This window comes from Pseudomonas sp. NBRC 111132 (assembly GCF_001320565.1).
Taxonomy (GTDB): domain Bacteria; phylum Pseudomonadota; class Gammaproteobacteria; order Pseudomonadales; family Pseudomonadaceae; genus Aquipseudomonas; species Aquipseudomonas putida_P.
The window spans coordinates 1-12,262 of sequence record NZ_BCBI01000038.1 but is presented as its reverse complement, the minus strand read 5'-3'; the positions used below and the strand labels follow the sequence as shown (position 1 = coordinate 12,262).

Annotated in this window: 16 protein-coding genes; 12 read left to right on the top strand and 4 right to left on the bottom strand. The window is 64.0% G+C overall.

Translation table 11 applies throughout. The features are described from left to right. Positions 1-10 precede the first annotated feature (10 nt). Genes trxA through APH35_RS18110 form a run of 3 tightly spaced genes read right to left on the bottom strand, consistent with a single transcriptional unit; the run spans position 11 to position 2,027 of the window. A complete protein-coding gene (trxA, locus tag APH35_RS18120; RefSeq protein WP_012270283.1) occupies positions 11-883 on the bottom strand; it encodes a thioredoxin in 873 nt (290 codons plus the stop codon). A gap of 31 nt (positions 884-914) precedes the next feature. Further along, on the bottom strand, positions 915-1,574 hold the full coding sequence (locus tag APH35_RS18115) for a class I SAM-dependent methyltransferase (RefSeq protein ID WP_060515226.1): 660 nt from the start codon (positions 1,572-1,574) through the stop codon (positions 915-917). Beyond that, positions 1,575-2,027, bottom strand: a complete 453-nt coding sequence (locus APH35_RS18110) for a YbaY family lipoprotein (protein ID WP_060515225.1) — start codon at positions 2,025-2,027, stop codon at positions 1,575-1,577. Between the two features lie 106 nt (positions 2,028-2,133). Between APH35_RS18110 and nrdR the strand changes: the two genes are divergently transcribed. The 12 genes from nrdR (at position 2,134) to APH35_RS18050 (ending at position 10,837) form a co-directional block, all read left to right on the top strand. After that, a complete protein-coding gene (gene nrdR, locus APH35_RS18105) occupies positions 2,134-2,598 on the top strand; it encodes a transcriptional regulator NrdR (protein WP_012270286.1) in 465 nt (154 codons plus the stop codon). Between the two features lie 2 nt (positions 2,599-2,600). Continuing rightward, entirely contained in the window at positions 2,601-3,731 is a 1,131-nt protein-coding gene (gene ribD, locus APH35_RS18100) for a bifunctional diaminohydroxyphosphoribosylaminopyrimidine deaminase/5-amino-6-(5-phosphoribosylamino)uracil reductase RibD (protein ID WP_060515224.1), read from the top strand. A gap of 43 nt (positions 3,732-3,774) precedes the next feature. Beyond that, positions 3,775-4,440, top strand: coding sequence for a riboflavin synthase (locus APH35_RS18095; protein WP_003255399.1), 666 nt, complete (start codon positions 3,775-3,777; stop codon positions 4,438-4,440). Positions 4,441-4,458: 18 nt separating this feature from the next. After that, complete coding sequence (gene ribBA / locus APH35_RS18090) at positions 4,459-5,550, top strand: bifunctional 3,4-dihydroxy-2-butanone-4-phosphate synthase/GTP cyclohydrolase II (protein WP_012270288.1); 1,092 nt, start codon at positions 4,459-4,461, stop codon at positions 5,548-5,550. Between the two features lie 91 nt (positions 5,551-5,641). Further along, positions 5,642-6,118, top strand: coding sequence for a 6,7-dimethyl-8-ribityllumazine synthase (gene ribH / locus APH35_RS18085; protein WP_003255395.1), 477 nt, complete (start codon positions 5,642-5,644; stop codon positions 6,116-6,118). Next, positions 6,115-6,615, top strand: coding sequence for a transcription antitermination factor NusB (gene nusB, locus APH35_RS18080; RefSeq protein ID WP_003255393.1), 501 nt, complete (start codon positions 6,115-6,117; stop codon positions 6,613-6,615). Before ribH ends, nusB begins: the two co-directional genes overlap by 4 nt. 18 nt (positions 6,616-6,633) lie before the next feature. Next, positions 6,634-7,602 (top strand): thiamine-phosphate kinase, encoded by a 969-nt coding sequence (gene thiL, locus APH35_RS18075; RefSeq protein ID WP_012270289.1) that lies wholly within the window; start codon positions 6,634-6,636, stop codon positions 7,600-7,602. Then, positions 7,599-8,102, top strand: a complete 504-nt coding sequence (locus tag APH35_RS18070) for a phosphatidylglycerophosphatase A family protein (RefSeq protein WP_003255391.1) — start codon at positions 7,599-7,601, stop codon at positions 8,100-8,102. Before thiL ends, APH35_RS18070 begins: the two co-directional genes overlap by 4 nt. A gap of 16 nt (positions 8,103-8,118) precedes the next feature. After that, positions 8,119-8,862, top strand: a complete 744-nt coding sequence (locus APH35_RS18065) for a substrate-binding periplasmic protein (protein ID WP_012270290.1) — start codon at positions 8,119-8,121, stop codon at positions 8,860-8,862. A gap of 129 nt (positions 8,863-8,991) precedes the next feature. Beyond that, entirely contained in the window at positions 8,992-9,609 is a 618-nt protein-coding gene (gene ribA / locus APH35_RS18060) for a GTP cyclohydrolase II (protein WP_060515223.1), read from the top strand. Further along, positions 9,606-10,025: a hypothetical protein gene (locus APH35_RS18055; protein WP_012270292.1), complete on the top strand. Its 420-nt coding sequence runs from the start codon at positions 9,606-9,608 to the stop codon at positions 10,023-10,025. Before ribA ends, APH35_RS18055 begins: the two co-directional genes overlap by 4 nt. Then, positions 10,025-10,837, top strand: coding sequence for a cobalamin-binding protein (locus APH35_RS18050; protein WP_060515222.1), 813 nt, complete (start codon positions 10,025-10,027; stop codon positions 10,835-10,837). The genes APH35_RS18055 and APH35_RS18050 overlap by 1 nt, the downstream gene beginning before the upstream one ends. On the opposite strand, the gene APH35_RS18045 is transcribed toward APH35_RS18050, so the two are convergent. Beyond that, a partial coding sequence (locus APH35_RS18045; protein WP_060515221.1) for a TonB-dependent receptor domain-containing protein occupies positions 10,815-12,262 on the bottom strand: 1,448 nt, incomplete at its 5' end. The genes APH35_RS18050 and APH35_RS18045 overlap by 23 nt on opposite strands.

Below are 12,262 nucleotides of genomic sequence, written 5' to 3'. Positions count from 1 at the left end.
GCATTGGCTATCAATACATCGCAGCGAACAGCTTGCGTCGGTAAACGTTGACCAGCGGGTGATCATTGCCCAGTAGCTCGAACACCTGCAGCAATGCCTTATGCGGCAGCCCGTTCTCATAGGCACGGTTACGCTGGAACAGCTTCAGCAACCCCTCCAACGCCGCCTCATACTGTTGGCGCGCCAGCTGCTGGATGCTCAGCTGATAAGCCGCCTCGTCATCCTGCGGGTTCTGCGCCAGGCGGCTTTTCAGGTCAGCCACTTCCGGCAGGCTGGCAGCCTGGCGCAGGAAGGTCAGCTGTGCCTTGGCACCCGCCAGTGCAGCTTTGTGTTCGTCAGTCTTGACCGCGTCCAATACCACCTGCGCTTCGCCCAGCTCACCGCGCTCGGCCAGGCAGCGAGCGTATAGAATCAGCGCTTCGGCATTGCTGTTGTCCTCACCCAGCAGCACCTGCAGCAGTGCTTCGGCTTCCGCGAAGCGGCTTTCGGCAAACAGTGCCTTGGCCTGCTCCAGCGGCGAAGCGGCGGGTGCGGCGGGCATTTGCACATGCGGCTCGAGCATGGCGCGAATCGCCGATTCCGGCTGTGCTCCGGCGAAACCGTCCACCGGCTGGCCGTCCTTGAACAGGACCACGGTCGGCAGGCTGCGGATGCCGAACTGGGCAACCACCTGTTGCTCCACGTCGCAATTGATCTTGGCCAGCAGCAGTTCGCCCTGGTAACCCTCGGCGATCTTGGCCAGCAACGGCATCAGCGCCTTGCACGGCGCGCACCACTCGGCCCAGAAGTCCACCAGCACCGGCTTGTGGAAGGAGTTCTCGATCACCAGTTGCTGGAAGGTGGCATCGGTGGCGTCGAAAATGTAAGGCGTGTCTTGGCTCATTGCGACTCTCGCAAACTCGTGAATGGCACCACTATAAGGCGTCGCGGCTGGCGTGGTACAGGCTGACCCGGCGGAATTCGTGCGGCTCGGCCAGGTCTGGCAGGGTGAGTGCTTCAAGCACGCCCAACTGCCGGTACAGCGGGTGGCTGAAATCGCGTACCCGTGAGTCGGCCACCAGGGCCTGGCGACCGCGGCCAAGGAAGGCATCCAGTAGTGGCAGGTTGGCGCGGTCGTACAGCACGTCGGCAACCAGGATCAGGTCGAAACGGTCGCCTTCGGCGAAGAAATCGCTGCTGTAGTTCAGCTCGACGCCGTTCAGCGCGGCATTCGCGCGGCAGGCGTCGAGGGCCAGCGGGTCGAGGTCGCACGCCACCACTTCCAGCGCGCCAGCGCGTGCTGCGGCAATGCCAGCGATACCGGAGCCTGCGCCGAAGTCCAGCACGCGCTTGCCCGCCACCCATTCGGGGCGCTCGGCCAGGTAGCGGGCCATGGCCAGGCCGCTGGCCCAGCAGAAGCTCCAGTAGGGCGGTTCTTCCAGAATGCGCCGGGTTTCTTCGCTGCTGAAGGCCCGGTCCATGTTCTGGTCATCGATCAGCCACAGCTTCAGGTCGCAGCCGGGCAGTTCGTTGACGACCAGGCGCGCTTCGCCTATCAGGCCGCTGAGCGCCTGTTGCAGGGCCAGCGGTGCCACTTACGGCGCCTTCTCGAAACGCAGCGGGCCAGTGGCTTGGGTTTGGGCCTGGGTAATGCGCACGGGGGGCAGGTGCATGATCAGTTGGCCGGAGCTGCTGGCACGGCCACGCAGCTCGACCCGCGCATCGGCCGGGAAGGCTTCGGGGTTGAAGCGCAGGTGATAGGGCAGGGCCTGGCCGGTACCGGTCAGGGTGCTGCTGGCCAGCAGGCCTTGCGGGCGGTCGCGTTCGTCGATGACCAGCAAGGCCAGCTCCACGTTGGCACCGGCCGGAATTTCCAGCAAGGTGCCGCTCAGCTCGCGCTGGTAGGCCGGCAGCGGGCCCAGTACTTCGGCCTGCTTGGCCGAGCGGGCGGGCGCGGGGGCCGGGAGGTTGTCGGTCTTCGGCCTGTCGCTGCCGCAGGCGGCGAGCAGGGCGGCGCAGCACAGCACGACGAGCGCTCGGTAGTGCATGGGGGAGTCCTTAACGGGCAGATTTCCCATGGATGTTAACCCCTTTGGCTTGTCTTGCCAGTGCAATGCGCTACCATGGCCCTCCCTTTTTTTGTTGCCTGCCACCATGCACTGTCCCTTTTGCGGTGCCAACGACACCAAGGTCATCGACTCTCGCCTCGTTGCCGAGGGCGAGCAGGTGCGCCGCCGCCGCGAATGCGTGGCCTGTGGCGAGCGCTTCACTACCTTCGAAACCGCCGAGCTGGTGCTGCCCCGGCTGATCAAGCAGGACGGCACGCGCCAGCCTTTCGACGAAGAAAAGCTGCGCGCCGGCATGCAACGGGCTCTGGAAAAGCGCCCGGTCAGCGTCGAGCGCCTGGAAGCGGCGCTGGCGCACATCAAGAGCCGCCTGCGCGCGACCGGCGAGCGCGAAGTCAAATCGCTGGTGGTAGGTGAAATGGTCATGGCCGAGCTGCGCAAGCTCGATGAAGTGGCCTATATCCGCTTTGCCTCGGTGTACCGGCGCTTCCAGGACCTCGACGAGTTCCGCGAAGAAATCGACCGCCTGGCCCGTGAGCCTGCTAGAGAGTGAACATGCCCAGCCAAGCTGCCGTCCTCGACGCCCATTACATGGCCCGCGCGCTGGAGCTGGCGCGCAAAGGCCTGTACACCACTCACCCGAACCCGCGCGTGGGCTGCGTGATCGTGCGCGATGGCGAAGTGGTCGGTGAAGGCTGGCACGTGCGTGCCGGCGAGCCGCATGCCGAAGTGCACGCCCTGCGCCAGGCTGGTGAGCGCGCCATTGGCGCCTGTGCCTACGTCACCCTTGAACCGTGCAGCCATCATGGCCGCACGCCGCCGTGCGCCGAAGCACTGGTCAAGGCCGGTGTGGCGCGAGTGGTGGCGGCCATGCAGGACCCCAACCCGCAAGTGGCAGGCCAGGGCTTGCAGCGCTTGGCCGAGGCAGGCATTGAAGTCGCCAGCGGTGTGCTCGAAGCCGAAGCCCGCGCGCTCAACCCGGGCTTCCTCAAGCGCATGGAGTACGGCCTGCCGTTCGTCCGCGCCAAGCTGGCCATGAGCCTGGATGGCCGCACCGCGATGGCCAGTGGCGAAAGCCAGTGGATCACCGGCCCGGCTGCCCGTTCGGCGGTGCAGCGCTTGCGCGCCCGTTCCAGCGTGGTGCTGACCAGCGCTGCCAGTGTGCTGGCCGACAATGCACGAATGACCGTGCGTGGCACCGAGCTGGGCCTGGATGCCGAAACCACCGCCCTGGCACTCAGCCGTACACCGCTGAGGGTGCTGGTCGATAGTCGCCTGCGCCTGCCGCTGGATGCGGCTTTCTTCCAAGCCGGGCCGGCGCTGGTGGTGGCTGCTGTCGCAGATGACCCGCGTTATGCCGCTGCCGGCCACGAGTTGCTCAGCCTGCCGGGTGACAATGGCCAGGTCGACTTGCCGGCGCTGCTGCAAGCCCTGGCGGCCCGAGGTGTCAACGAAATCCTGCTGGAAGCCGGTGCCGGCCTGGTCGGCGCCTTTGCCCAGCAAGGCCTTGTCGATGAGTACCAGCTGTTTGTCGCCGGCACCTTCCTTGGCTCCCAGGCCCGGCCGCTGCTGGACTGGCCGCTGGGCAAGATGAGCGAGGCACCAAGGCTGAAAATTACCGAAATGCGCGCAGTGGGCGATGACTGGCGGGTCACGGCCATCCCCTTGCCGGCGCCCGGCGTATAATGCCGGGCTTGCCCCGCGCAAACCGCTTTTTGAGGAAGACCCCATGTTCACCGGCATCATCGAATCCATCGGCACCATCCGCAGCCTGACCCCCAAGGGTGGCGACGTGCGCGTCTACGTCGAAACCGGCAAGCTCGACCTGGGTGACGTCAAGCTCGGCGACAGCATCGCCGTCAACGGTGTGTGCCTGACCGCCGTGGAGCTGCCGGGCGACGGCTTCTGGGCCGACGTCAGCGTCGAAACCCTCAAGCGCACCGCCTTCATCGACCTCAAGAGCGGCAGCAAGGTCAACCTGGAAAAGGCCCTGACTCCCACCACCCGTCTGGGTGGGCACCTGGTCAGCGGCCACGTCGACGGGGTCGGCGAAATCATTTCGCGCAGCGATAATGCCCGCGCCATCCAGTTCCGCGTACGCGCACCCAAGGAACTGGCCAAGTACATCGCCCACAAGGGTTCGATCACCGTCGACGGCACCAGCCTGACGGTCAATGAGGTCAATGGCGCCGAATTCGAGCTGACCATTGTCCCGCACACCCTGTCCGAAACCATCATGGCCGACTACCGTGCAGGGCGTCGGGTAAACCTTGAGGTCGACCTGCTGGCCCGTTATCTGGAGCGTTTGCTTTTGGGTGACAAGGCCGCCGAGCCGAGCAAGGGCAGTGGCATTACCGAAAGCTTCCTGGCCGCCAACGGCTTCTTGAAATCCTGATTGAGAAGGGGGTGCCGCGTGGCGCTCAACAGCATCGAAGAACTGGTCGAAGACATCCGCCAGGGCAAAATGGTCATCCTCATGGATGACGAAGACCGCGAGAACGAAGGCGACATCATCATGGCAGCCGAATGCTGCCTGCCCGAGCACATCAACTTCATGGCCAAGCACGCCCGTGGTCTGATCTGCATGCCGATGACCCGCGAGCGTTGCGAAACGCTGAAGCTGCCACTGATGGCACCGCGCAACGGCTCGGGCTTCGGCACCAAGTTCACCGTATCGATCGAAGCCGCCGAAGGCGTCACCACCGGTATTTCCGCCGCTGACCGCGCACGCACCGTGCAGGCCGCCGCAGCCAAGGATGCCAAGGCCGAAGACATCGTCAGCCCTGGCCACATCTTCCCGTTGATGGCCCAGCCAGGTGGCACCCTGGCTCGCGCTGGCCACACCGAAGCCGCCTGCGACCTTGCGCGCATGGCTGGTTTCGAGCCAAGCGGCGTGATCTGCGAAGTGATGAACGACGATGGCACCATGTCGCGTCGCGCCGAGCTGGAGGTGTTCGCCGCCGAGCACGGTCTGAAGATCGGCACCATCGCCGACCTGATCCACTACCGCATGATCCACGAGCGCACCGTGCAGCGTGTTTCCGAGCAGCCGGTGGAGAGCGAGCTGGGTGAATTCAACCTGGTCACCTACCGTGATGCGGTGGAAGGCGACGTGCACATGGCCCTGACCCTGGGCAAGATCTGCGCCGAAGAGCCGACCTTGGTGCGTGTGCACAACATGGACCCGCTGCGCGACCTGCTGCTGGTCAAGCAGCCGGGCCGCTGGAGCCTGCGCGCAGCCATGGCTGCCGTGGCCGAGGCTGGCAGTGGCGTGGTCTTGCTGCTGGGCCACCCGCTGGATGGCGACGTGCTGCTGGCGCACATTCGTGAAAGCGCGGGTGATGCACCGACCAAGGCACCGACCACCTACAGCACCGTGGGTGCCGGTTCGCAGATCCTGCGCGACCTTGGTGTGCGCAAGATGCGCCTGATGAGTTCGCCGATGAAGTTCAACGCGATATCCGGATTCGATCTGGAAGTTGTAGAATACGTGCCCTCCGAGTGACTTGAGGCGGCATTGACGCCCTCTGCTCGAGTCCAGACCCCTGTCGAGGCCGCTTGTATGCGGCCTCGCTCTTGAAGATGAGAATATCGGAATGACCCTGAAGACCATCGAAGGTACCTTCATCGCCCCCAAAGGTCGCTATGCTTTGGTGGTTGGCCGCTTCAACAGCTTCGTCGTCGAAAGCCTGGTAAGCGGTGCCGTTGATGCCCTGGTTCGCCACGGTGTCAGCGAAAGCGACATCACCATCATCCGTGCCCCCGGTGCATTCGAGATCCCGCTGGTAGCACAGAAGGTCGCCCAGCAAGGCGCCTACGACGCGATCATCGCCCTGGGCGCCGTGATTCGTGGTGGTACCCCGCACTTCGAATACGTGGCGGGCGAATGCACCAAGGGCCTGGCCCAGGTGTCCATGGAGTTCGGTGTACCGGTGGCCTTCGGCGTACTGACCGTCGACTCCATCGAGCAAGCCATCGAGCGTTCCGGCACCAAAGCTGGCAACAAAGGTGCTGAAGCTGCCCTGTCCGCTCTGGAAATGGTCAGCCTGCTGGCGCAGTTGGAGGCCAAGTGATTAGCGACGAAAGCGATCGTTTCAACCCGCGCGATCCAAAACCTGCGGATGCCGGCAAGCCCTCCAAGAGCGCCAAGCGCCGCGAAGCCCGCAAGCTCGCGACCCAGGCCCTCTACCAGTGGCACATGGCCCAGCATTCGCTGAACGAGATCGAAGCGCAGTTCCGGGTCGATAACGATTTCACCGATGTCGACGGTGCCTATTTCCGCGAGATCCTGCACGGGGTCCCGGCAATCAAGGGCGAAATCGACAAGGCACTGGTGCCTTGCATGACCATCGCACTGGAAGAGCTCGACCCGGTCGAGCTGGCCGTGCTGCGCCTGTCCACCTGGGAGCTGATCAAGCGCGTCGACGTTCCGTACCGCGTGGTGATCAACGAAGGCGTGGAGCTGGCCAAGGTCTTCGGTGCCACCGACGGCCACAAGTTTGTCAACGGCGTGCTGGACAAGCTCGCCCCGGCCCTGCGTGAAGCAGAAGTCAAGGCGAACAAGCGCTGATCCTGGCGCAGCCTGGCCATGGGTGAGTTCGAGCTGATCAACCATTACTTCGCCGCCGCGCCCTGTGCGCAGGGCGGCGAGGGCGTGGCCCTGGGGATCGGCGACGACTGCGCCCTGCTGGATCTTCCCCCCGGTGAGCAACTGGCGGTGTCCACCGACACCCTGGTCGCCGGGGTGCATTTTCCTGTTGCTTGCGATCCGTTGCTGCTCGGCCAGCGTTCGTTGGCCGTGGCGGCCAGTGACCTGGCAGCCATGGGCGCGACTGCAATCGGCTTTACCCTCGCCCTGACCCTGCCTGACGTTGGCCCTGGCTGGCTGTCGGCCTATGCCGACGGCCTCAGCCGCATGGCCCAGCGTTGCCGCATGAGCCTGATTGGTGGCGACACCACTCGCGGCCCGTTGAGTATCACTGTGACCGTGTTTGGTCGCGTGCCGGTAGGCCAGGCCTTGCGCCGCAGCGGCGCACGGCCTGGCGACCTGCTGTGTGTCGGTGGTTCGCTGGGCAAGGCTGCCGGTGCATTGCCGCTGGTACTCGGTGAGCGCGAGGCGCCGGCTGCGCAAGCCGAGCCGTTGTTGGCCCACTACTGGTCGCCAATGCCACAGCTCACCCTTGGTGCACTGCTGCGTGGCCGGGCCACAGCGGCACTGGATATCTCCGACGGGTTGCTCGCCGATTGTGGGCATATCGCCAAGGCGTCCGGCGTTGCGCTGGAGGTGAACCTGGCGCAAGTACCAGTGTCTCCTGCTTTGGAAGCCTTCCTCGGTCGTGAAGCTGCGGTGCGGGCAGCGCTCACCGGTGGCGACGATTACGTACTGGCCTTCACTTTGCCGCCCGAGGCGCTCGCGCCCCTGGCTGCCTTCGACACTATCGAAGTGCATACCATCGGCCGAGTGCTCGAAGGGCAGGGCGTGACCTTGCGCGACGCGCAAGGCCAGGACATCACCCCCGTTCAGCGGGGCTATCAACACTTTAGGGAGACACCGTGACCGATCACCCCAATCAGGTGCCTGCGGAGTTCGTTCCGCCCTCGGTCTGGCGCAACCCATGGCACTTCATCGCGTTTGGCTTCGGTTCCGGCACCTTGCCCAAGGCACCGGGTACCTGGGGCTCGCTGGTTGCCATACCGTTCATCCCGCTGTGGCAGATGCTGCCCGACTGGGGTTACTGGCTGTTGCTCGGCGTCAGCATGCTGTTTGGCTTCTGGTTGTGCGGCAAAGTTGCCAATGACTTGCGCGTACACGACCATGAAGGCATTGTCTGGGACGAGATTGTCGGCATGTGGATCACCCTCTGGCTAGTGCCGGAAGGCTGGCAGTGGCTGCTGGCAGGGTTCCTGATGTTCCGCTTCTTCGACATCCTCAAGCCGTGGCCAATCCGCTGGATCGACCGCCATGTGCACGGGGGTGTCGGCATCATGCTCGACGATATCCTGGCCGGTGTTTTCGCCTGGCTGGGCATGCAGGTTCTGGTGTGGGCGGTTGCCTGAAACAGGGAGCGCGTGAATGGCCATAAGGACTGTGCTGCTGGCAATGCTGCTGAGTGTCGCCCCGTGGGTGAGCGCTGCCGAAGGCGTACCCAAGCAGATCCATCTGGTCAGCGAGGAGTGGCTCGACTACACCAACGCCGACGGTACCGGGGTGGCCTGGGACGTGTTGCGCAAGGTGTTCGAGCCGGCCGGAGTCAAGGTGGTTACCCAGAGCGCGCCCTACAGCCGTGCGGTCGGCCTGGTGAAGCGCGGCGAGGCTGATGCCTGGGTTGGCTCGTACAAGGAAGAAAACGACGACAATCTGTACCCGCGCTGGCACTTCGACATGGACCATATCTACGCCCTGGGGCTGGCCAGCAAGCCAGTGCCTACACCGCAGAACGTGGGCAAATATCGCTTGGCCTGGGTGCGTGGCTACGACTACGGCAGCTACTTGCCTGATGTGCACGAATTTCGCGAGATTCAGCGCCGTGAAGGCATCTTGCCGATGCTCGAGCATGATCGCGTGGACTTCTACATCGATGCGCAGACCGAAGTCGATTATGTCCTGAGCCAGTCTTCGCAGCCCGAGCGCTTCCGTCGTACCCATGTGGCCGAACTGCCGCTGTACCTGGCTTTCGCCCGCAACGACCAGGCCAAGGCTCTGTGCGACCTGTTCGACAAGCGCATGGCCGAGCTGGTACGCAGCGGCGAACTGAAGCCGATCTTCGAACGCTGGAAGCAGCCGTATCCGTTCAGTGCCGATAGCAAACCCCATTGAATCCGGGCCTGCTTGACCTAAGCATCGAACTTTTCGATCTTAACCCACGGTATTGAGCCGGCCCACATTCCGCTACCTGCTGATACAATCGGCCCACGAGAAATTTTCAACTTATTCCAGGAGCACAACGTGCCCGTCGTCTTTGTTGCCGCCTCTAAACTCCCGACTCCCTTCGCGACCTTCACCATGCATGGCTTTCTCGACGAAGCCACTGGCCGTGAGCATGTGGTGCTCAGCCTGGGTGATATCGCGGACGGCCAGCCGGTGCTGGGGCGCCTGCACTCCGAGTGCCTGACCGGCGATGCCCTGTTCAGCCAGCGCTGCGATTGCGGCTCGCAGCTGGAAGCCGCGCTGCAGGCCATCGCCCGCGAAGGCCGTGGCGTGCTGCTGTACCTGCGTCAAGAAGGCCGTGGCATCGGCCTGCTGAACAAGATCCGTGCCTACGAACTGCAGGATGGCGGCGCCGACACCGTCGAAGCCAACGAGCGTCTGGGCTTTGCCGCCGACCAGCGTGACTACGCCATGTGCCTGCCGATGCTCGAGCACTTGGGCGTGAAGGCGCTGCGCCTGATGACCAACAACCCACGCAAGGTCAAAGCCCTGACCGACATGAATATCGTGGTTGCCGAGCGTGTGCCGCTGCACACCGGGCACAACCCGCACAACCGTTACTACCTGGCGACCAAGGCCGGCAAGTTGGGCCACATGCTGGGCAACGAGCACCAGGGCGAGGCGCCACAGGCGTGACACGCGCCGAGGTCAAGCGGCGCCTGGCGCTGGCCTGGTGGCAGTACCTGGCCGTGGGCCTGGTGCCGCTGCCGGTCATGGCCTGGGCCTTTGGTGGTGGTGATGCGCTGATACCGGTGCTGGCCATGCCACTGTTCATTGCCGGTGCGGCCACCATGTTCCTCAGCTTGCCGCGCTTCGGCGCCTACAAGCGTGCACTGATCGCCACCTCCAAAGTGCTCGGCACGGGCGAAGAACCTGGCGCCTGGATCGAACTGGCGCGGGTACGGCGCGTGGCCATGCTGTATGCCTGCTTCCCAGCCTGGGTCGCAGCGCTGACGGTGCTTGTCGGTCTGGAGGCGGTGCCGCAGATCCTGCTGGCATTGTCCACGGTGGTAGTGCTGTACCTCTATCGTATTCCGCGTCAGCTCGGCTGATGCGCCTGCTGCCTGGCCTGCTGGCGCTGTTAGCCTGCACCGCGCTGGCCGCCGACCCCTTGCGGGTGGTCAGCCTGGCCCCCTCGATGACTGAAATCATGCTTGAGCTGCAGGCCGACGACTTGTTGGTGGGCGTGCTCGACGGTGGCGAACGGCCGGCTGCCCTGGGCGACTTGCCCTCGGTCGGGCGCCAAGGGCAGCTGGACATGGAGCGTTTGCTCAGCCTGCGCCCCGACTTGTTGTTGCTGTGGCCTGGCAGCGTACCGCCCGCCCAGCGCGACCAGCTCAAGCGCCTGGGCATTGCCACCTTCAGTGCCGAACCCCATGACATCGACCAACTGATCGAGCAGATCGAGGCCATTGCCGGGCGCATTGGGCGTGCCGAGCAAGGCCACGCTTACGCTCAAGCACTGCGCAAGCGGCTGCAGCAGCTGCGCCAGCAGTATGGGCGAGACGAACCCTTGCAGGTGTTCTATCAAGTGTGGGATAGGCCGTTGTACACGCTCGGTGGCCGCCAGGTGGTGAGCGACGCCCTGGCCGTGTGCGGGGCGCGCAACGTATTCGCCGACCTCAGCCAGCCGGCACCGCAGGTGAGTGTGGAGTCTGTACTGCTGCGTGATCCGCAGGTCATCCTGGCCGGCGATCAGGCACAGTTGGCCAGCTGGAAGGCCTGGCCGCAGCTTCGAGCCGTGGCTGATGGGCGCCTGCTGGTGGTGCCTGACAAAGGCCTGGAGCGCCCCAGCGGGCAGATGATCGAGGCCACCGCCCGCCTGTGCGCGTTGCTCGCGGCTAAAGCACCGGCGTCCAGGTAACGCTGAACAGCAGCGTGCGGCCTTCTTCGCGGTAGCCGTACTGGCTGCCATCGAAGCTGTACATGGCTCGGCTGTACTGTTTGTCCAACAGGTTGTCGAGCTTCAGTTCAAGCTTTACATCCGTCGTCAGGCGCATGCCGCCTCGTAGGCCTACAAGTCCATAGCCACCTATGCGCTCATTGTTCGATGGATCGTCGTAGCTGCCGCTGACAGCCTGCCAGCTCGCGCCCACGCTGAAGCGTTCGAACTGACGATCCAGGTCAAGGTTCAACGTGCGGCGGGCGCGTCGCTGCAGGGTATGTCCGCTTTCGCGGTCTCGGGGATCAATCATGCTCACCCCCAACTGAGAGGTCCAGCCAGCCCACTCCTGCAGCAACGACAACTCGAAGCCATTGATGCGTGCATTGTCGACATTGCCGGGTCGCCTGAGCGTTGGGTCGTAGTTGATCGCATCGCGTAGGTCGGTGCGATACAGCGAGGCTTCCAGTCGGGTATGGCTGGCCAGTTGGCTGCGCCATTGCAGCTCGTAACTCTTCGAGTGCTCGGGGCGCAGGTCCGGGTTACCGTACTGTACGTCGTAGAGGTCATTGAAAGTGGGGGCGCGAAACCCTTCGCTGTAAGACGCCAGTAGGTCGTTGCGGGAATTCAATGGAAGGGTAAGGCTGGCGTTCCAAGTGGTCTGGTCGCCGTACTGTTGGTTGCGGTCGTGACGTACGCCGAGCTCGCTCGAGAAGTGTTCCCCGGTAAAACGGTACTGGGCGAAGGCGGCGCGGTTCCAGCGGCTGTCTTCGCTGAAGTTCGCCGTGCCATGGAAGCGTTCCTCGTACCAATCGCCACCGAGCATCAGTTGGTTTTGGTCGTCGAAGGCGAGATCGTTCTGCCAGGTGACCTGATCACGATAGGTGTTGTAAATGAAGCGCTGGTCGCTGAGTTTGTCGCGTTTGTCGTCGCGGTTTTCGCTGTGGCCCAGTTCCAGCCTCGAGTGCCAGGCGTCGTTGAGTTGGGCATCGAACCAGCCGCCCAGGCTGCTGACGCTGAAATCGGTGTAGGGCTGTTGTGGATAACTCAGCCAGGTATCTTCATCGAGTCGCCCGTACGGATTGTCGTATTCACTGCGCCCGCGGCTGTCGAGCAGGTTTACACCTGCCTCGAAACGTTCGTTGAACGTATGGCTCAGGCTCAGGTTGAGCGATCGGTTGCGGTAGGCATCGTGGTCGCCATCGCTGTCGAAGGACGGCCCGGTCGAGTCGATGCCGGCAGTTTCATCCAGGCTGGCGCCCAGGTTGAAGCGGGTCGCATCGTTGCCGCCAGAAAGCCCCAGGCTGCGTTGAAAGGTCTGGTTGCTGCCAGCGGCCATGCGCAGGCGCGGCTGCAGGCCGGGGCCATTGCTACGGCGGGTGAAAATCTGGATCACCCCGCCTATGG